This is a genomic window from Actinomadura sp. 3N407, from assembly GCF_052245875.1.
GTDB lineage: Bacteria > Actinomycetota > Actinomycetes > Streptosporangiales > Streptosporangiaceae > Spirillospora.
Window position 1 is genome coordinate 231747 of record NZ_JBQQBP010000007.1, and the last position, 19653, is coordinate 251399.

General features: G+C 75.0%; 13 protein-coding genes. 11 read left to right on the forward strand and 2 right to left on the reverse strand.

Annotated features, from left to right (window positions below; genetic code table 11):
* Positions 1 to 3: 3 nt before the first annotated feature.
* The 4 genes from ACTWPP_RS19835 to ACTWPP_RS19850 all read left to right on the forward strand — a co-directional run bounded on the left by ACTWPP_RS19835 (position 4) and on the right by ACTWPP_RS19850 (position 6721).
* Positions 4 to 1029, forward strand: coding sequence for a carbohydrate ABC transporter permease (locus ACTWPP_RS19835; RefSeq protein ID WP_443105774.1), 1026 nt, complete (start codon positions 4 to 6; stop codon positions 1027 to 1029).
* Positions 1022 to 1957 (forward strand): carbohydrate ABC transporter permease, encoded by a 936-nt coding sequence (locus tag ACTWPP_RS19840; protein WP_443105775.1) that lies wholly within the window; start codon positions 1022 to 1024, stop codon positions 1955 to 1957. Before ACTWPP_RS19835 ends, ACTWPP_RS19840 begins: the two co-directional genes overlap by 8 nt.
* Before the next feature lie 52 nt (positions 1958 to 2009).
* Positions 2010 to 3383: a GH1 family beta-glucosidase gene (locus ACTWPP_RS19845; RefSeq protein ID WP_443105776.1), complete on the forward strand. Its 1374-nt coding sequence runs from the start codon at positions 2010 to 2012 to the stop codon at positions 3381 to 3383.
* Positions 3384 to 3505: 122 nt separating this feature from the next.
* The gene (locus tag ACTWPP_RS19850) at positions 3506 to 6721 is read left to right on the forward strand and encodes a carboxyl transferase domain-containing protein (protein WP_443105777.1); all 3216 of its coding nucleotides are present in this window, start codon (positions 3506 to 3508) and stop codon (positions 6719 to 6721) included.
* Between the two features lie 40 nt (positions 6722 to 6761).
* Here the strand turns inward: ACTWPP_RS19850 and ACTWPP_RS19855 are convergent, their stop codons facing one another.
* A complete protein-coding gene (locus tag ACTWPP_RS19855; protein ID WP_443105778.1) occupies positions 6762 to 7553 on the reverse strand; it encodes an SDR family NAD(P)-dependent oxidoreductase in 792 nt (263 codons plus the stop codon).
* 272 nt (positions 7554 to 7825) lie between these two features.
* Between ACTWPP_RS19855 and ACTWPP_RS19860 the strand changes: the two genes are divergently transcribed.
* Genes ACTWPP_RS19860 through ACTWPP_RS19875 form a run of 4 tightly spaced genes read left to right on the forward strand, consistent with a single transcriptional unit; the run spans position 7826 to position 16046 of the window.
* Positions 7826 to 11761, forward strand: coding sequence for a Pls/PosA family non-ribosomal peptide synthetase (locus ACTWPP_RS19860; RefSeq protein ID WP_443105779.1), 3936 nt, complete (start codon positions 7826 to 7828; stop codon positions 11759 to 11761).
* Positions 11758 to 13065 carry a M1 family metallopeptidase gene (locus ACTWPP_RS19865; protein ID WP_443105780.1) on the forward strand — a complete coding sequence of 436 codons (1308 nt, stop codon included), beginning with the start codon at positions 11758 to 11760 and terminating at the stop codon, positions 13063 to 13065. Before ACTWPP_RS19860 ends, ACTWPP_RS19865 begins: the two co-directional genes overlap by 4 nt.
* A gap of 59 nt (positions 13066 to 13124) precedes the next feature.
* Positions 13125 to 15125 (forward strand): HelD family protein, encoded by a 2001-nt coding sequence (locus tag ACTWPP_RS19870; protein WP_443105781.1) that lies wholly within the window; start codon positions 13125 to 13127, stop codon positions 15123 to 15125.
* Between the two features lie 42 nt (positions 15126 to 15167).
* Positions 15168 to 16046 (forward strand): DNA-3-methyladenine glycosylase family protein, encoded by an 879-nt coding sequence (locus tag ACTWPP_RS19875; protein ID WP_443105782.1) that lies wholly within the window; start codon positions 15168 to 15170, stop codon positions 16044 to 16046.
* A gap of 96 nt (positions 16047 to 16142) precedes the next feature.
* On the opposite strand, the gene ACTWPP_RS19880 is transcribed toward ACTWPP_RS19875, so the two are convergent.
* Entirely contained in the window at positions 16143 to 16757 is a 615-nt protein-coding gene (locus tag ACTWPP_RS19880) for a TetR/AcrR family transcriptional regulator (protein WP_443105783.1), read from the reverse strand.
* 81 nt (positions 16758 to 16838) lie between these two features.
* On the opposite strand from ACTWPP_RS19880, the gene ACTWPP_RS19885 reads away from it, so the two are divergent.
* The 3 genes from ACTWPP_RS19885 (at position 16839) to ACTWPP_RS19895 (ending at position 19617) form a co-directional block, all read left to right on the forward strand.
* On the forward strand, positions 16839 to 17249 hold the full coding sequence (locus ACTWPP_RS19885; RefSeq protein WP_443105784.1) for a nuclear transport factor 2 family protein: 411 nt from the start codon (positions 16839 to 16841) through the stop codon (positions 17247 to 17249).
* Positions 17250 to 17353: 104 nt separating this feature from the next.
* On the forward strand, positions 17354 to 18547 hold the full coding sequence (locus ACTWPP_RS19890) for an acyl-CoA dehydrogenase family protein (RefSeq protein WP_443105785.1): 1194 nt from the start codon (positions 17354 to 17356) through the stop codon (positions 18545 to 18547).
* The gene (locus tag ACTWPP_RS19895) at positions 18544 to 19617 is read left to right on the forward strand and encodes an acyl-CoA dehydrogenase family protein (RefSeq protein WP_443105786.1); all 1074 of its coding nucleotides are present in this window, start codon (positions 18544 to 18546) and stop codon (positions 19615 to 19617) included. Before ACTWPP_RS19890 ends, ACTWPP_RS19895 begins: the two co-directional genes overlap by 4 nt.
* The last annotated feature ends 36 nt before the right edge of the window (positions 19618 to 19653 follow it).

The window sequence follows — 19653 nt, forward strand, 5'->3', positions numbered from 1 at the left end:
CGCATGACCTCCGCCGACGTCTCGGCCGCCGGGGTCTCCCGCCCCGGCGGCGCGGCGCGGGACCGCGACGGGGGTTCCGGCGGGCCGCCGCCCGCCGGAACCCGGCGCAGGCGGCGGCTGCGCCCGCCGCCCGGCGCGCTGCCCTACCTGCTGCTCGCGCCCGCGGTCATCGCCGAGCTGATCGTCCACCTGGTGCCGATCGCCGTCGGCATCTGGATGAGCTTCAAGGAGCTCACCCTCTTCTATATCCGTGAATGGTCGCAGGCGCCCGGCGCGGGACTCGGGAACTACGAGGTGGCGGTCGACTTCGACGGCGCCATCGGCCGGGGGCTGCTGCAGTCGTTCCTGATCACCCTCGCCGTCACGCTGCTCGCGGTCGGCCTGTCCTGGCTGTTCGGCACCACCGCAGCGGTCCTGATGCAGGAGCGGTTCCGCGGACGCGGCACGCTGCGCGCCCTCTTCCTCGTCCCGTACGCGCTGCCCGTCTACACCGCCGTCATGACCTGGGCGTTCATGTTCCAGCGCGACAACGGCATGATCAACCACGTGCTGGCCGACCAGCTGCACCTGACCGGCGGTGACCGGCCGTTCTGGCTCATCGGCGGCAACAGCTTCTGGGCGCTGGTCACCGTCATCGTGTGGCGGTCCTGGCCGTTCGCGTTCCTGATCCTGATGGCGGGACTGCAGAACGTCCCCCGCGACCTGTACGAGGCGTCCGCGCTGGACGGCGCCGGCATGTGGAAGCAGATCCGGCACATCACGCTGCCGGCGCTGCGGCCCATCAACCAGGTGCTCGTGCTCGTGCTGTTCCTGTGGACGTTCAACGACTTCAACACGCCGTTCGTCCTGTTCGGGAAGGCGGCGCCCACCGGCGGCGACCTGATCTCGGTGCACATCTACCACGCCTCGTTCGTCACCTGGAACTTCGGGACGGGCTCGGCGATGTCGGTGCTGCTCCTGCTGTTCCTGCTGCTGGTCACCGCCGCCTACCTCATCGTCACGTCGAGGCGGAGGCCCGCCCATGGCTGAGACACGCACCGCCCGGACGCGCACCGCCGTGGCACGGGCCGCCGGGACACGGGCCCGCCGCGCAGGCCGGGGCGGGAGACGCGCGCCGGGCGACCCGCCCGCCTCGTTCGTGTGGACGCGGCGGATCGTGCTGACGCTGCTGACCGTGTTCACCCTCGTCCCCGTCTACGCGATGATCAGCTCGTCGGTGAAGCCGCTGGAGGACGTCCAGGACGCGTTCCGGTGGATCCCGTCCGAGCCGACGATCCGCCCCTACATCGACATGTGGTCGACCGTCCCGCTGGCGCGCTACTTCGTCAACAGCGTCATCGTCGCGGGAGGCGCCACCGTCGCGTCCGTCGTCATCGCGATCGGCGCCGCGTACGCGGTGAGCCGGTACCGGTTCGCCGGGCGGCGCGTGTTCACCGTGACCGTGCTGTCCACGCAGATGTTCCCGGGGATCCTGTTCCTGCTCCCGCTGTTCCTGATCTTCGTGAACGTGGGGAACGCGACCGGCCTCGCCCTGTACGGCAGCCGCGGCGCGCTCATCCTCACGTACCTGACGTTCTCGCTGCCGTTCTCGATCTGGATGCTGGCCGGCTACTTCGAGTCGATCCCCCGCGAACTGGACGAGGCGGCCCGGGTGGACGGCTGCGGGCCGGTCGGCGCGCTGCTGCGGGTGATCGTCCCGGCGTCCATGCCCGGCATCGTCGCGGTGACCGTCTACGCGTTCATGACCGCGTGGGGCGAGGTGCTGTTCGCCTCGGTCATGACCAACGACGCGACCCGGACCCTGGCGATCGGCCTGCAGGGCTACTCGACGCAGCACGAGGTCTACTGGAACCAGGTGATGGCCGCCTCCCTCGTGGTGAGCGTCCCCGTCGTCGCCGGGTTCCTGCTGCTCCAGCGCTTCCTGGTGGCCGGCCTGACCGCCGGCTCCGTCAAATGACCCGCCGCCACGACACAGGACCGACAGCCCGCCGCACCGAAGAGGGAGACCCGTGCCCATCGACGATCTGACCGCGTTCGGCCCCGACTTCGCCTGGGGGGCGGCCACGTCCGCCTACCAGGTCGAGGGCGCCACCGGCGAGGACGGCCGCGCCCCCTCCATCTGGGACGTGTTCTGCCGCGTCCCCGGCGCGATCGCCGGCGGCGACACCGGCGACGTCGCCTGCGACCACTACCACCGCTGGCGCGAGGACCTCGCGCTGATGTCGGCGCTGGGGCTGCGCGCGTACCGGTTCTCCATCGCGTGGCCGCGGGTGCTGCCCGGCGGCGACGGCCCGGTGAACCCGGCGGGCCTCGCCTTCTACGACCGGCTCGTGGACGCCCTGCTGGAGGCGGGCATCGAGCCGCACCCGACCCTGTACCACTGGGACCTGCCGCAGGCCCTCCAGGAACGCGGCGGCTGGCCGTCCCGCGACACCGCCGGGCACTTCGCCGAGTACGCGTCCGCGGTCGCCGCGGCGCTCGGCGACCGCGTGAAGTCGTGGGCGACGCTGAACGAGCCGGTGTGCGCGGCCTGGATCGGGCACCTCCAGGGAGAGATGGCGCCCGGCCTCGCCGACATCCGCGCGGCGGTGCCCGCCTCGTACCACATGATGCTCGCGCACGGCCTCGGCGTGCAGGCGATCCGCGCGGCGGCACCGGACGCCCGCGTCGGCGTCGTCAACCTGGTCACCGACTGCGAGCCGGGAAGCGACCGGGAGGAGGACGTGGCGGCGGCACGGCGCCAGGACGGCCACCACAACCGCTGGTGGCTCGACCCGGTCCACGGGCGCGGCCTGCCCGCCGACATGATCGAGGTGTACGGCGTGGAGCCGCCGGTGCGGCCCGGCGACCTCGAGACGATCGCCGCGCCGCTCGACTGGCTCGGCGTCAACTACTACCGGCGGTCCGTGAACGTCGCCGACCCCGCCGGGCCGCCGCCGCACACCCGCCAGATCACCCCGGCGGGGACGCCGCGCACCGGGATGGACTGGGAGATCCACCCGGACCGGCTGGAGAGGGTCCTGGTCCGCGTCACCGAGGACTACGCGCCCCGCAGCGTCATGGTCACCGAGAACGGCTCCGCCTACGCCGACACGGTGACGCCCGGCGGGGCCGTCCACGACGCCGAGCGCACCGCCTACCTGGAGGCGCACCTGGCGGCGTGCGCGTCGGCCGCTCGCCGGGGCGTCCCGCTGGACGGCTACTTCGCCTGGTCGCTCCTGGACAACTTCGAATGGGCGTACGGGTACGCGCAGCGCTTCGGGCTCGTCCACGTCGACTTCGCCACCCAGGAACGCGTCGTCAAGGACAGCGGCCGCCGCTACGCCGACGTCATCCGCGCGCACCGGGACCTGACGGCCGGTGCCGTCACGACCGGCCACTAGGGGACACGGACCGTCCGGGCCCGGGGTCCTTCGCCGCATGAGGCTCCGGCCCGGACGCACCACACCCCGCCCGCCTCTCTAAAGTGGGGCCCGGCCGGGCCAGGCGAGGTGAGGAGGACCGGGTGGGCGGAATCCTTGTGGCCAACCGGGGGGAGATCGCGCTCCGGGTCGTCCGGGCCGCGGCGGAACTGGGCCTGCGGACGGTCGCCGTGCACACCCGCGACGACGCCGCCTCCCCGCACACCCGCCGCGCCGACGGGACGCGGGCGCTGCCCGGCGAGGGCGTCGCCGGCTACCTCGACGCGGACGCGCTGCTCGCCGCCGCCAAGGACGCGGGCGTCACCGCCGTCCACCCCGGCTACGGGTTCCTGAGCGAGAACGCGGCGTTCGCCGCGCGCTGCGCCGCCGCCGGGCTGACGTTCACCGGCCCGCGCCCCGAGCTGCTCGAACTGTTCGGCGACAAGACGCGCTCCCGCGCCCTCGCACGGGAGGCCGGTGTTCCCGTGACGCCCGGCACGGAGGGCCCGGTGAGCCTCGCGGACGCGGAGGCGTTCGCCCGCGAGCACGGCCCGGCGATGCTCAAGGCCGTCGCCGGAGGCGGCGGGCGCGGGATGCGCGCCGTCACCGTCCCCGGTGAGATGGCCGCCGCGTACGAGCGGTGCCGGTCGGAGGCGCTGGCCTCGTTCGGCAGCGGCGACGTCTACGCCGAGACGTACGTGCCGCGCGCCCGCCACATCGAGGTTCAGGTCGCCGGTGACGGGACCGGCGCGGTCACCCACCTGTGGGAACGCGACTGCAGCGTCCAGCGGCGGCACCAGAAGCTGATCGAGGTCGCGCCCGCGCCCGCGCTGCCGGGCGACGTCCGCGACGCGCTGCTGGACGCGGCGCTCCGCATGGCCGCCCGGGTCCGCTACGACGGCATCGGCACGTTCGAGTTCCTCGTGACCGGCGAGGAGTTCTGGTTCCTGGAGGTCAACCCGAGGCTCCAGGTCGAGCACACCATCACCGAGGAGATCACCGGCGTCGACCTGGTGAAGACCCAGATCAGGCTCGCGCTGGGGGAGGACCTCGCCGCCGTGGGCCTGGGCGGCGGGCCGCCGCGGCCGTCCGGCTGCGCCGTCCAGGTGCGGGTCAACACCGAGACGCTCGACGCGGACGGAGCCCCGCACCCGCGGACGGGGACGCTGACCGCGTTCGCGCCGCCTGCCGGGCCCGGCGTCCGCGTCGACACCCACGGGTACGCCGGGTACCGCACGAGCCCGCGCTACGACGCGCTGCTCGCCAAGGTCATCGTCCGCGCGGAGGACCTCCCGGCGGCCGCCGCCCGCGCGCACGGCGCGCTCGGCGAGTTCGAGGTCGCGGGCGTGGCCACCAGCATCCCGCTGCTGCAGGGCATCCTGCGGCATCCCGGCTTCACCTCGGGCGGCTTCGACACGTCCTTCATCGCGGACCATCTGCCCGAGCTGCTGGAGAGCGAGCACCGCCGCTACTACGTCGAGACCGTCCGGGACGAGGCCGACCTGCCCGCCGCCGCGCAGCCGGACGCGCCGCCCGGCACCGTCGCCGTGCCCGCGCCGATGCAGGGCACGGTCGTCGGCGTGGACGTGGCCGAGGGCGACCTCGTCCGGGCCGGGACGCCCGTCCTGATCCTTGAGGCCATGAAGATGGAGCACGTCGTCCGCGCGGGCGAGGCGGGCATCGTCGCGAGCGTCGCCGCCGCGCCCGGCGACACGGTCGCCGAGGGCGCCCCGCTGCTGTTCGTCGAACCCGCCGAGGTGGACGGCGACCACGTCGCCGAGGACGCCGGGGCCGACCTCGGCGAGATCCGCGCCGACCTCGCCGAGGCGCTGCGCCGGCACGAGCTCGGCCTGGACGCGTCCCGGCCCGAGGCCGTCGCCAGGCGGCACGCGCGCGGGCACCGCACCGCCAGGGAGAACATCGAGGACCTGTGCGACCCCGGCACGTTCGTGGAGTACGGCGCCCTCGCCATCGCGGCGCAGCGGCAGCGCCGGTCCCTGGAGGACCTGATCGAACGCACCCCCGCCGACGGCATGGTCTGCGGCATCGGGGACGTGAACGGCGCGCAGGCCGTCGTCATGTCCTACGACTACATGGTCCTCGCAGGGACACAGGGCTACCAGAACCACCGCAAGACCGACCGGATGCTCGACATCGCCCACCGCCGCCGCCTGCCCCTTGTGCTGTTCGCGGAGGGCGGCGGGGGACGGCCCGGCGACACCGACACGTCGTCGGTGTCCGGGCTGGACGTGACGACCTTCCACGCCATGGGGCGGCTCAGCGGCGTCGTCCCGTCCGCCGGGATCGCGTCCGGGCGCTGCTTCGCCGGGAACGCGGCGCTGCTCGGCTGCTGCGACGTCATCATCGCCACCCGCGACGCCAACATCGGGATGGGCGGCCCCGCGATGATCGAGGGCGGCGGACTCGGCGTGTTCGCGCCCGAGGAGATCGGCCCGATCGGCGACCAGGAGCCCAACGGCGTCGTCGACATCGTCGTCGAGGACGAGGCCGAGGCCGTCGACGCGGCCCGCCGCTACCTGTCCTACTTCCAGGGGCCGCGGGAGGAGTGGACGTGCGGCGACCAGCGGCTCCTGCGGCACGCCGTCCCGGAGAACCGGCTGCGCGCCTACGACGTCCGCCGCGCGATCACCCACCTCGCCGACACCGGGTCGGTGCTGGAGCTGCGCCGCGCGTTCGGCGTCGGGATCATCACCGCGCTGGTGCGGATCGAGGGGCGCCCGATGGGCCTGATCGCCAGCAACCCGGCGCACCTCGGCGGCGCCATCGACCGCGACGCCGCCGACAAGGCCGCCCGGTTCCTGCAGCTGTGCGACGCCCACGGCCTGCCCGTCGTGTCCCTGTGCGACACCCCCGGCTTCATGGTCGGGCCGGACGCCGAGCGGACCGCCACCGTCCGGCACTTCGGCCGCATGTTCGTCATCGGCGCCAACCTGCGCGTCCCCATCGTCACGATCGTGCTCCGCAAGGGCTACGGGCTCGGCGCGCAGGCCATGGCGGGCGGCGGGTTCAAGGCGCCGCTCGCGACCGTCGCGTGGCCCACCGGCGAGATCGGCGGCATGGGCCTGGAGGGCGCGGTCCGGCTCGGGTTCCGCAAGGAGCTGGCCGAGGCCGACGACCCGCAGGAGATGTTCGAGAAGATGGTCGCCGCCGCCTACGAGTACGGCAAGGCGCTCCACGCGGCCACGGTCTTCGAGCTGGACGACGTCATCGACCCGGCCGGAACCCGCCGCTGGATCACCACGGCGTTCGCGTCCGCGCCGCCGCCCGGGGACCGCCACCGCTGGATCGACACCTGGTGACGGCCGCGCCGGACCGCCGGCATGGATCACCGCCGGGGCGTCACTCCAGCCGGTCGCGGGTCCATTCCTTGACGCCCGCGACGAACGCGTCCACGTCGGCGGCCTTGCCGGAGGCCATCTCGGTGAACCAGCCCGGCACGTACTCCTCGAACCGCCCCTTCTCGACGACGTCCAGGACGGCGTCGGCGACCTCCTGCGGCGGCAGCGCCTCGGAGACGTCGCTCAGCGGCTCCTCGTTGCCGGGCAGCGTGAACAGCTCGGTGCCGGCGATGAGCGCCGGCTGCACGACGTGGACCTGCACGCCGGTGCCGTCCAGGTCGACCGCCATGCTCTCCCAGAACGCGGTGAGCGCCGCCTTGGACGCGGCGTAGGCGGCCTCGTGCGGCGGCCCGAGCCGCGCCGCGACCGAGCCGACCGCCACCAGGTGCCCGCTCCCGCGCGCGATCATCCCGGGCAGCAGCGCCAGCGTGAGCCGCACCGGGGACAGGTAGTTCAGGCGCATCACGTCCTCGGCCTCGGCGGGGGACAGGTCCTGGACGCGGCGCCGCTTCGGCATCCCCGCGTTGTTGACCAGCACGTCCACGCCGCCGAACTCGCGCTCGACGGCCGCCGCGAGACCGGCGATCCCGTCCAGGTCCGCGAGGTCGGCGGCCCACATCGCCGAGCCGGGCACGTGCTCGCGGCACCGGGCGAGGACCCGCCCGAGCCTGTCCTCCCGCCGCGCCACCAGCCCGACCCGCGCCCCGGCCCCGGCCAGCGTCTCCGCGACGACCGCGCCGATCCCGGACGAGGCTCCCGTGACCAGCGCGGTCCGTCCGCTCAACGTCACCATGCCGACCAACGTCACACACCCCGCCGCGCCCGGCAAGACGCAGCGCCGCCCGGGGGCCTTCACGGCCATCGAGTAGAGTGTCCCGATCAGCGGTACTCGCGCCCCCGCGGCCCACAAGGCCCCGGCCGGAGCGCGATCGCGGGGATCGACGAGATCCCGGGTGGCGCGAGCGGCGCGCCGCCCGGCGGCGAGGGCGCACCGGCTCCGGTGGGACGGGGCGGACGACACGGTGCCCCGGACGTAGCGCCGCCGGCCGCCTGGACACCGGGGGAATGTTGCGTCCACTCACGGCCGAACCCGAGCACGCCGTCTACCGGTCGCGGAGCGCGCCCCCCGAACGCACCCTCCTTGACGTCCTGGACGCGACCGCGCTCCGCCACCCGTACGCGCCCGCGCTGGACGACGGCTCCGCCATGCTCGACTACGAGGGCCTGCGCGCCGAGGTCGCCGCCTTCGCCAAGGACCTGGAGCAGGCCGGGATCGGCCGCGGCGACCGGGTCGGCGTCCGCGTCCCCTCGGGCACCGCGGACCTGTACATCGCGATCCTCGCCGTCCTCACCGCGGGAGCCGCCTACGTCCCGGTCGACGCCGACGATCCCGCCGAGCGCGCCGCGACGGTCTTCGGCGAGGCCGGCGTCTGCGCCGTCATCGAAGAGGACCGGGAGGTCGCCCTCCGCGCGGCACCCGGGGGCCGCACCGGGCGCCCGGAACCCGGCGACGACGCCTGGATCATCTTCACGTCCGGCTCGACCGGCCGGCCCAAGGGCGTGGCCGTATCCCACCGCGCGGCCGCCGCGTTCGTGGACGCCGAGGCGCGGCTCTTCCCGGCGCACGAGTCCGACCGCGTCCTGGCCGGGCTGTCGGTGGCGTTCGACGCGTCCTGCGAGGAGATGTGGCTGGCCTGGCGGCACGGCGCCTGCCTGGTGCCCGCGCCGCGCTCGCTCGTGCGCACCGGCGCCGACCTCGGCCCCTGGCTCGCCGGGCGGGGCATCACGGTCGTGTCCACCGTCCCGACGCTCGCCGCGCTCTGGCCCCCCGAGACCCTCGACGGCATCAGGCTGCTGATCTTCGGCGGCGAGGCGTGCCCGCCCGAGCTCGCCGCGCGCCTGGCGGTCCCGGGACGCCGGGTCTGGAACACCTACGGGCCCACCGAGGCGACCGTCGTCGCCTGCGCCGCCCCGCTCGGCGGGGACGGCCCCGTCCGGATCGGCCTCCCGCTCGACGGCTGGGACCTCGCCGTCGTCGACCCCGCCGGCGACCCGGTCGCCCCCGGCGAGACCGGCGAGCTCGTCATCGGCGGCGTCGGCCTCGCCCGCTACCTCGACCCCGCCAAGGACGCCGAGAAGTACGCGCCCCTGCCGTCCCTCGGCTGGGACCGCGCCTACCGCAGCGGGGACCTCGTCGAGGCCGACCCGGCCGGCCTCGTCTTCGTCGGCCGCGCCGACGACCAGGTCAAACTGGGCGGCCGCCGGATCGAGCTCGGTGAGGTCGACGCGGCGCTCCAAGCCCTGCCCGGCGTGGCCGGCGCCGCCGCGGCGGTCCGCGCGACCCCGGCGGGGCACCGGCTCCTCGTCGGCTACCTGGTCACCGGGGACGGGTTCGACCCGGCCGCGGCGCGGGAGCGCCTGCGGGAGGCCCTGCCCGCCGCGCTGGTGCCGCGCCTCGTCAGCGTGGGGACGCTCCCCACGCGGACGTCCGGGAAGGTCGACCGGGACGCGCTGCCCTGGCCGATGCCCGGAGCGGGCGACCCGGACGGGGCGGACGCGCACGAGGACGCGGAACCGCTCAGCGGGGCCGAGGAGTGGCTGGCGGCCAGATGGGCGGAGGTGCTGGGGGAGAGCCCGGCCGCGCCCGGCGCGGACTTCTTCGCGCTCGGCGGCGGCAGCCTCGCGGCGGCGCAACTGGTCTCGGCCCTGCGGCGGCACCACCCGTCCGTGGCCGTCGGCGACATCTACGAGAACCCGACGCTGCGCGGCCTCGCCGCGCACCTCGGAGACCGGGAACCGCGACGCGCGGCATCGGAGCAGGTGCCGGAGCGCGCCGTGCGGCCGGTGCCGGCCGGCGCGTCCGCCGTCCAGGTCCTGCTGATGATCCCCCTGCTGACCCTCGGCGCCATGCGGTGGGCCGTCGGCCTGGCCGCCCTCGGCAACCTCGCCGCCCGCCACGCCCCCGCCGCGTTCCCGTGGGCCCCGGCCGTGTCATGGTGGGCCGTCCTCGCGGGCGCGCTGCTGTTCGTCGCGCCGCCCGGAAGGATGGCACTGGCCGCCGCCGGGGCACGGCTCCTGCTGCGCGGGCTGCGGCCCGGCGCCCATCCGCGTGGCGGCGCCGTCCACCTGCGGCTGTGGACGGCCGAGCAGCTCGCCGCCCGCCTCGGCGCCGCCGAACTGTCGGCCGCGCCCTGGTTCACCTTCTACGCCCGCGCGCTCGGCGCCCGGATCGGCCCGGACGTCGACCTGCACTCCCCGCCGCCCGTGACCGGGATGCTCTGGATCGGGCGCGGGGCGGCGATCGAACCCGAGGCCGACCTCAGCGCCCACTGGCTGGACGGCGACGTCCTGCACGTCGGCGAGATCCGGGTCGGCGCGGGCGCCGTCGTCGGCGCGCGGGCCGTGCTGTTCCCCGGCGCCCGCGTCGGGAAGAAGGCGCACGTCGCGGCGGGCGCGGCGGTGACCGGTCGGGTACCCGCCGGGCAGCGCTGGGCGGGCGCCCCCGCCGTCCGCAAGGGCAAGGTCAAGCGGCACGGCGGCGCCGTCCGGCCGCCGCGGCGGCGCCGCTGGACGCTGGTGTACGCGGTCACCGCGCTCGGGCTGGGGCTGCTGCCGCTGATCGCGGCGCTGCCGGGCCTGGCCGTCCTCGGCTTCTTCGTGCGCGGCACCGCGAGCCTGGGGGACGCCCTGGCGGCGGCCCTGCTGTCGGTGCCCGCCGCCACCCTCGCGGGCATGGCCGCGTTCGCGCTGCTCACCCTGGTCTGCGTGCGTCTCCTCGGGCTCGGGCTGCGCGAGGGCGAGCACCCGGTGCACAGCCGCCAGGCATGGCAGGCGTGGGCCACGAGCCGGCTGATGGGGACCGCGCGCGTATGGCTCTTCCCGCTGTACGCGAGCGTCCTCACCCCCGCCTGGCTGCGCGCCCTCGGCATGAGCGTCGGCCGGGACGTGGAGGCCTCGACCGTCCTCGCGCTGCCCACCATGACCTCGGTCGACGACGGGGCGTTCCTCGCCGACGACACGATGGTCGCCGCCTACGAGCTGGGCGGCGGGCGGATGCGGATCGCGCGGGCCCGCATCGGCGAGCGCGCGTTCCTCGGCAACTCGGGCATGACGGGCCCCGGCCGCAAGGTCCCCAAGGGCGGCCTGATCGGCGTCCTGTCGGCGGCGCCGAAGAAGGCCAAGGCCGGCGCGTCCTACCTCGGCATGCCGCCGGTGCGGCTGAGCCGCAGGGCCGACACCGCCGACCAGTCCCGCACGTACCGGCCGCCCCGCCGGCTCAGGGCGGCGCGGGCGGCGGTCGAGGCGTGCCGCGTCGTCCCGGCGATGTGCACCGTGGCGGTCGGCGTGCTGGCCGCCGGCGCCCTCGAAGGTCTCGCCGCCGCACACGGGTTCGGCGTCGCCGCGCTCCTGTCGGGTCTCGTCCTCACCGCGGCCGGCGTGCTCGCCGCGGCGGTCGCGGCCGCGGCCAAGTGGGCGCTCGTCGGGCGGATCACGCCCGGTGACCGCGCGCTGTGGAGCTCGTTCGTCTGGCGCAACGAGCTGGCCGACAACTTCGTCGAGGTCCTCGCGGCGCCGTGGTTCGCCGAGCCGTGGCTCGGCACCGTCCCGCTCAACCTCTGGCTCCGCTCGCTCGGCGCCCGCATCGGACGCGGCGTCTGGTGCGCCACGTACTGGCTCCCGGAGGCCGACCTCGTCCGTCTCGGCGACGGCGCCTGCGTCAACCAGGGCTGCGTCCTGCAGACCCACCTGTTCCACGACCGGATCATGCGGGTCGACGCGGTCGTGCTGGAGCGCGGCGCGACACTAGGCTCCAACGGCGTGATCCTGCCCGCCGCCTCGGTCGGGGCGGGCACCACGGTCGGACCCGCGTCCCTGGTGATGCGCGGCGAGCAGCTGCCCGCCGGCACCCGGTGGCTGGGCAACCCGATCGCGGCCTGGGCCCCGGGCGGCACCGGCCGGGACGACACCGAACGACGACGTGAGGGACCGCACCGTCCGTGAACACCCGACCGACCCCGACCACCCCTCCGGCCGCGTACTTCCCCGGCCACGGCGACGAAGGCTACGCGGTCGCCGCCTACGACCTCGAACTGGACTACCGGGTCGGCCCCAACCGCCTCGGCGCCACCGCGCGGCTGTCGGCGGCGGCCGCCGCGCGCCTCGACCGGTTCGCGCTCGACCTCGGGCCGTTCCGCATCGGCAGGGTCCTGGTGGACGGGAGCCCGGCGCGGTTCCGGCACCGGCGCGGCAGGCTGACCGTGACGCCGGCGCGTCCCGTCGGCCCGGGCGCGTTCACCGTGGAGGTCCGCTACACCGGCAACCCGTCGCCCGTCCGCAGCCACTGGGGCGGGCTCGGCTGGGAGCAGCTGACCGACGGCTCGATCGTGGCGGGGCAGCCGACCGGCGCGCCGTCGTGGTTCCCCTGCAACGACCGGCCCGGCGACAAGGCCCGCTACCGGATCGCGGTGACCACGGCGTCCGTCTACACCGTCGTCGCGAACGGGCGGCTGACCGGCAGGCGGACCGCCGGTGCGAACACCACCTGGGTGTACGAGCAGGACGAGCCGACGGCGACCTACCTGGCGAGCGTGCAGATCGGGCGGTACCGGTCCCTGGAGCTGGACGGTCCCGTCCCGCAGCACGTCCACTACCCGGCGGCGCAGGAACGGCGGGTGCGGCACGACCTCGCGCGCCAGGGGCGGATGATCGGCACGTTCTCGGAGCTGTTCGGCCCCTATCCCTTCGGCGCGTACACGGTCGTGGTCGCCGACGACGAGCTGGAGATCCCCGTCGAGGCGCAGGGTATGTCGATCTTCGGGACGAACCACTTCGACGGCGACCGGGGCGAGGAACGGCTCGTCGCCCACGAACTGGCGCACCAGTGGTTCGGCAACAGCCTGACGGTGGCGCACTGGCGGGACATCTGGCTGCACGAGGGCTTCGCCTCCTACGCCGAATGGCTGTGGTCGGAGAAGTCGGGGGGAGCACCCGCGGCCGAGCACGCCCGGCGATGGCACGCGCAGATGGCCGCCCGGCCGGCGAACCTCGTGCTCGCCGATCCCGGGTCCCGGCACCTCTTCGACGACTACGTCTACAAGCGCGGAGCGCTCACGCTGCACGCGCTGCGGTGCGCGACCGGCGACGACGCGTTCTTCCGGACCCTGCGCGAGTGGACGGCCGGGCACCGCCACGGCTCGGTGACGACGGAGGACTTCACCGCGCTCGCCGCCCGCCGCGCGGGCCGTCCGCTGGACGACCTCTTCTCCGCCTGGCTGTACCGGCGTCCTCTCCCTCCGCTGCCCTGAACGCCGGTAAGGTAGTGGGTTTGCCCCACTCGCCTTCTCGCCGCCGGAGGTCCGCCCGCATGCCCGCCGAGCCCACCGTCCTCGCCGCCGAGCGCGCCCATCTGGCCGAGTCCCGCGCCGCGCTGCGCCGGATGCGCGAGCACGCGCGGAGCCTGTCCGCCGACGTCGCCGCGGACCGGGTGTCCAGGCAGTTCCTGGAGTCGCTGCTCGACCGGCGCGTCGCGGCGCTCGCCGACCATGCCGGCACGCCGCTGTTCTTCGGGCGCATGGACCGCGACGGCGAGGACGGCCCCGACCTGCCCGCGACCATGTACGTGGGGCGGCGGCACGTCCACGACGGCGACGAGGGCCGGCCGCTCGTCCTGGACTGGCGCGCGCCCGTGTCGCGGGCGTTCTACCAGGCCGGACCCGCCGACCCCATGGGGTGGAGGCTGCGGCGGCGGTTCGGCTTCCAGGCCGGGGAGCTGACCGCGTTCGAGGACGAGCCCCTGGACGGCGGCGAGATCGGCCCGTCCCGGATCCTGACCGAGGAGATCGAGCGTCCCCGCACCGGGCCGATGCGCGACATCGTCGCCACGATCCAGCCGGACCAGGACGCGCTCGTCCGCGCGGACCTGCCCCGCACGGTGTGCGTGCAGGGCGCACCCGGCACCGGCAAGACGGCCGTCGGCCTGCACCGCGCCGCCTACCTGCTGTTCACGCACCGGGAGCGGCTGTCGCGGTCCGGGGTCCTCATCGTCGGGCCCAACCGGGCGTTCCTCGCCTACATCTCGGCGGTGCTGCCCGCCCTCGGCGAGGTCAGCGTCGAGCAGGCCACGATCGGCGACCTGCTCGGCGCGCCCACCGGAGAGGAACCGGCCGCCGTGTCCGCCGTCAAGGGTGAGGCGCGCATGGCGGACGTGCTCCGCAAGGCGCTGTGGCTGCACGTCGGCAAGCCCGAGGAGGGACTCGTCGTCACCCGGGGCGCCGCCCGCTACCGCCTCGCCCACCACGAGGTCAGGGAGATCGCCGCCGCACTGCGCGGCGCCGCACGCTACGGCAGCGGCCGCGCCGCGTTCGCCCAGCGGCTCGCCCACCAGATCCTCGTGCGGATGGAACGCCGCGGAGAGGCGCCCGACGACCGCGTCCAGGACCAGGTGGCGCGGAGCGGGCCGGTCAAGCAGGTCCTCGACGCGGTGTGGCCGAAGGTCACGCCCGAGCAGGTCCTGTACCGGCTGCTGTCGGACGCCGATTTCCTGCGGAGGGCCGCCAAGGGCGTCCTGGACGAGGACGAGCAGGCCGCGATCCGGTGGGCCGTGCCCGCCAGGTCGCACCGCTCGGCCAGGTGGACCGCCGCCGACCGCGCGCTGCTCGACGAGCTGCACGACCTCATCGAGCGCACCGCCTCACTCGGCCACCTGATCGTGGACGAGGCGCAGGACCTGTCCCCGATGCAGCTGCGCGCCCTCGGCCGCCGCTGCGGGACGGGCTCGGCGACCGTGCTCGGCGACCTCGCCCAGGGCACGACCGCCTGGTCCGCGCGGTCCTGGAAAGAGGTCCTCACCCACCTCGGGCAGGACGGGGACGTCACCGAGCTGACCCTCGGCTTCCGCGTCCCGGGGACCGTCCTCGACTACGCCGCCCGCCTGCTCCCGCACGTCGCGCCGGGGCTGGACCGGCCGCGCTCGCTGCGTGCCGGGGCGGGCGCCCTGGACGTGCGGCGCGTCCCCGACCTGACCGCCGCCGCCGTGGAGGCCGCCCGCGCGGCCCTCGCCCGTCCCGGCTCCGCGGGCCTGATCGTGCCCGACGCGGAGGCGGCCGCGTACGCGGCGGCACTGGAGGCGGCCGGGCTGGAGCACACCGTCCTCGGACCGGATTCCGACGGCGCCGCCCGCCTGCTCGTCGTCCCGGCGACGCTCGCCAAGGGCCTGGAGTACGACCACGTGATCGTCGCGGAGCCCGCCGCGATCGCCGCGGCCGAGACGCGCGGCCTCGCCCGCCTCTACGTCGCGCTGACCCGCGCCGTCACGTCGCTGACGGTCCTCCACCGGGACGGCCTCCCCGCCGAACTGGCCTCCTGACGCTCACCGGGCGATGTCGTGGCCGGTGGATAGTGTGCGCTCATGTTCACCGAGACCATCGACCTGCCAGCGGCGCCGCCGTTCGACCTCGGCCCGGCGCTCCGCTTCGTGCGGGGTTTCCCGCCGACATCCGGTGAGCAGGTGATCGAGGACGGGACGCTGACCAGGGCCCTGCGCGCGCACGGCCGGACGGTCGTCGCCCGGGTCGTCCAGGCCGGAGACGGCGTGCGGGTGACCCTGCACGCCGCCGGGCCGCTCACACCGGACGACGTCGCGGCGGCCGCCGACCGGGTCCGCTTCCACCTGAGCCTGGACGACGACCTCGCCGAGTTCTACCTCCGGGGGCGCGACGATCCTGGGTTCGCGCCCGTCATCGGACGGCTGCACGGATACCACCAGGTCAAGTTCCCCACGCCGGTGGAGAACCTGGCGTGGGCGATCCTGTCGCAGCGCACCCCCATCGCCGCCGCCTCGAACGGCAAGCGGGCCCTGGCCGGGGAGTTCGGCAACACCCTCGTCGTGGACGGCGCCGAGTACACCGCGTTCCCCGACGCCGAGCAGCTCGCGAGCCTCCCGGAGACGCGCGTCGGGGAGCTGGTCGGCAACCGGCGCAAGGGCCATTACCTGCACGGCGCGGTACGCGCCTGGCGTGAGGTGGACGAGGACTTCCTGCGCACCGGCCCGTTCGGGAGAGTCAAGGCCTTCCTGCTCGGGCTGCCCGGCATCGGCCCATGGTCGGCCAACTTCATCCTCATCCGGGGGCTCGGGAGGATGGAGGAGACGCCGGTGGAGAAGTCGCTGCGGGAGGCCGCGTCCCGCGCCTACGGCAGGACGGTCACCGACGCGGACCTGCGGAGGCTCGCCGCCCGGTACGGGCGCTGGCAGGGCTACTGGGCGCACTACCTGCGCATCGCCGCCTGAGCCCGAGGCTCATGTCCCGGCCCGATCCGGGCCCTCCTGACCCGTGCTCGCCTATTCCGTGCTCGCCTATTCCGTGCTCGCCTATTCCGTGCTCGCCTATTCCGTGCTCGTCTCTTCTGTGCTCGTCTCTTCTGCGCCCGCCTCGTCCGGGCGGGGGCGCAGGCCGTCGAAGGCGATCTTGAGGATGTCGTCGCGGGCCCCGGCGCGCCCGGCCGCGTAGGACATGCCGGTCAGCAGCGCCATGACCTCGCTCGGGCCCACGTCGGCGCGGACGGCCCCGGCCTCCTGCGCGCGTTCGAGGAGCGTCCCGAGGGCGGCCTTCAGCCCCGGACCGGCACGGCCGGTCGCCGCGCGGGCGTCGACGCCCGCCTCGGCCAGCGCCTCGGTCACGGCCTGCTTGGCCGCCGCCTGCGACACCACCCGGGAGAAGAACCCGAAGAACGCGGCTCCGGCGTCGCCCGCGGACCGCAGTTCCCCGGCCTCCTCGGCGAGCCGTTCCAGCAGCGCGACCAGGACGGCCTCCAGCAGCGACTCCTTGGTGGGGAAGTGCCGGAACACCGTGCCGATCCCGACGCCCGCCTTCCGGGCGACCTCCTCGGTGGAGGCGGAGGTCCCCTGGACGGCGAAGACCTCCTCGGCCGCGGCGAGGACCTTGGCGCGGTTGCGCAGGGCGTCGGCGCGCAGCGGCCTCCCGGACGCGGGTGATGTCATCGCGGCCTTCCCGTTGACAAGTGGAGTAGTGACTCCATATTTTCTCATACGGAGCAACAACTCCGATTGTAGTGGAGGGACATGTCCGAGTTCGCCAGCCCCCGGGTCGTCTTCCAGCGGCTGATCGACGGGGTGACCGCGCGGCGGCCCGAGGCGCTGCTGCGGCTGTACGCCGAGGACGCGGTGGTCGTGCACCCGCTCGCCCACCCCGCCACGCGCCTGGAGGGCCGCGAGGCCGTGCGCGAGCACTTCGCCGGCCTGGAGACGCTGCCGCTGGAGATGACGGCGCGCAACGTCGTCGTCCACCAGACCGCCGATCCCGAGGTGATCATCGCGGAGTTCGAGTACGCCGGACGCAACACCGAGACGGGGCGCGAGTTCGTCGTGCCCAACATCTTCGTCCTGCGGGTGCGCGGCGGGCGCATCGTCGAGTCCCGCGACTACCACGACCATCCGGGGCTCGCCCGGGCGCTGGAGCGGGACGGCGGTTGACTCGCCTCCCCGGGGTTTCTAGGGTGGACGGACCATACCGACCGGTTGGTATGTCCAGTGCGGGTGGCCCCGGCCGCCCCCTCGCCCGCGCGGAGGTTCGCCCTGTGAGCACAGCACCACCCGACGCCGACGAGCTGAGGAGGCGGGTCGGCGAGTTCCTCGCCGCGCACGACCCCTCCGCCACCGAGCCACTGGAGTTCCTGCGGGCCCGGTTCGACGCCGGACTCGCCTGGGTCCACTACCCCGAGGGGCTCGGCGGGCTCGGCGCCCCGCGCGCGCTGCAGCCCGCCGTCGACCGGCGGTTCGCCAAGGCCGGCGCGCCCGCCAACCATCCCGAACGCAACGGCATCGGCCTCGGCATGGCCGCGCCGACGATCCTCGCGTTCGGCACCGAGGAGCAGAAGCGCCGCTTCCTGCGTCCCCTCTGGACCGGCGAAGAGCTGTGGTGCCAGCTGTTCAGCGAGCCCGGCGCGGGCTCCGACCTCGCCGCGCTCGCCACCCGCGCCGTCCGCGACGGCGACGCCTGGACGGTCAACGGCCAGAAGGTCTGGACGTCCATGGCCCACGAGGCGCGCTGGGCGATCCTCGTCACCCGCACCGACCCGGACGTCCCCAAGCACCGCGGCATGACCTACTTCGTCTGCGACATGACCGCGCCGGGCGTCGAGGTGCGGCCGCTGCGGCAGATCACCGGCGAGGCCGAGTTCAACGAGGTCTTCCTCACCGACGTGCGGATCCCCGACGAGCACCGGCTCGGCGAGGTCGGGCAGGGCTGGCGGGTCTCCACCACGACGCTGATGAACGAGCGCGTCGCCATCGGCGGCGCCGCCGCGCCGCGCGAGAGCGGCATGATCGGCGTGGTCGCCGCCCTGTGGCGCGACCGTCCCGAGCTGCGCACCCCCGGACTGCACGACTCGGTGCTGCGGGCCTGGGTGCGGACCGAGGCCGCCCGGCTCACCGGGGAGCGGCTGCGCCAGCAGCTCACCGCCGGGCAGCCCGGCCCGGAGGGCTCGGGCGCCAAGCTGGCGTTCGCCGAGCTCAACCAGCAGGTGTCCGGCCTGGAGCTGGAACTGCTCGGCGAGGAGGGGCTGCGCTACGACGACTGGACCATGCGCAGGCCGACCGAGGTCGACTTCACCCGCCGCTCGCCCGGCTACCGCTACCTGCGCGCCAAGGGCAACTCCATCGAGGGCGGCACCTCGGAGATCCTGCGCAACATCATCGCCGAGCGCGTGCTGGGCCTGCCCGGCGAGATCCGGGTCGACAAGGACGTCGCGTGGAAGGATCTCCCCAAGTGAGCGACCTGCTGTACAGCGAGATCGAGAGCGACCTGCGCGCGAGCGTCCGCGAGGTGCTCGACGACAAGGCGCCCTGGACGTCCGTCCTCGCCGGGACCGAGAAGGACGAGCCGTACGACGCGGCGCTGTGGCGGGCCGTCGCCGCCCAGCTCGGCTGCGCGGGGCTGCCCGTCCCCGAGGACCTCGGCGGCGCCGGCGCCACCTGGCGCGAGACCGCCGTCGTCATGGAGGAGCTGGGCCGCTCCGCCGCGCCCGTCCCGTTCCTGAGCAGCGCCGTGATCGCGACGGCCGCGCTGGTCGCCGCCGGGGAACGCGACCTGCTGACGCGACTGGCGTCCGGCGAGCGGATCGCCGTGCTCGCCGTGCCGTTCAGCACCGCGCCCGGCGACGCCGAGGCCACCGTCCGGGCCGAGGACGGCGCGGTGACCGGTGCGGTCACCAGCGTCGCCGACGGGATGGCCGCCGACGTGTTCCTGGTCCCGGCCGCCGGCGGCCTCTACGCGGTGGACGCCGCCGACGCCCGCCGCACCGCCGTGACGTCCCTGGACATGACGCGCCGCCTCGCCGACGTCGTCCTGTCAGGCGCGCCCGCGCGCCGCGTCGCCGAGGGGACCGGCGCCGTCCGCGCCGGCCTGATGACCGGTGCGGCGATGCTGGCGTCCGAGCAGCTGGGGCTCGCCGAACGGTGCCTGGACGACACCGTCGCCTACGTGAAGACGCGCTACCAGTTCGGCCGGCCGGTCGGCTCCTACCAGGGCCTCAAGCACCGCCTCGCCGACCTGTGGACGTCCATCACCCAGGCCCGCGCGGTCGCCCGCCACGCCGCGTCCTGTACGGCCGCCGGCGATGACGGGACGGCGGTCGCCGTCGCGGTCGCCCAGGCGCACTGCTCGGCCGTCGCGCTCAAGGCCGCCGAGGAGTGCGTCCAGATGCACGGCGGCATCGGCTTCACGTGGGAGCACCCGGCGCACCTGTATCTGAAGCGGGCGAAGGCCGACTCCATCGCCCTCGGAACGCCCGGCCGGCACCGCGCCGCCCTGGTCGCCCTGGTCGACCTGCCCCCGGCCTGAGACCGGGTGAACGGACGGCTCCGCGCGGGTGCGCGG

Excerpts from the sequence above, each read along its gene's own strand:
- ACTWPP_RS19870 (WP_443105781.1), top strand. The coding sequence starts at position 13,125 with ATGCCCGCCGAGCCCACCGTCCTCGCCGCCGAGCGCGCCCATCTGGCC.
- ACTWPP_RS19885 (WP_443105784.1), top strand. The coding sequence starts at position 16,839 with ATGTCCGAGTTCGCCAGCCCCCGGGTCGTCTTCCAGCGGCTGATCGAC.
- ACTWPP_RS19860 (WP_443105779.1), top strand. The coding sequence starts at position 7,826 with ATGTTGCGTCCACTCACGGCCGAACCCGAGCACGCCGTCTACCGGTCG.
- ACTWPP_RS19835 (WP_443105774.1), top strand. The coding sequence starts at position 4 with ATGACCTCCGCCGACGTCTCGGCCGCCGGGGTCTCCCGCCCCGGCGGC.
- ACTWPP_RS19855 (WP_443105778.1), bottom strand. The coding sequence starts at position 7,553 with ATGGTGACGTTGAGCGGACGGACCGCGCTGGTCACGGGAGCCTCGTCC.
- ACTWPP_RS19875 (WP_443105782.1), top strand. The coding sequence starts at position 15,168 with ATGTTCACCGAGACCATCGACCTGCCAGCGGCGCCGCCGTTCGACCTC.
- ACTWPP_RS19880 (WP_443105783.1), bottom strand. The coding sequence starts at position 16,757 with ATGACATCACCCGCGTCCGGGAGGCCGCTGCGCGCCGACGCCCTGCGC.
- ACTWPP_RS19840 (WP_443105775.1), top strand. The coding sequence starts at position 1,022 with ATGGCTGAGACACGCACCGCCCGGACGCGCACCGCCGTGGCACGGGCC.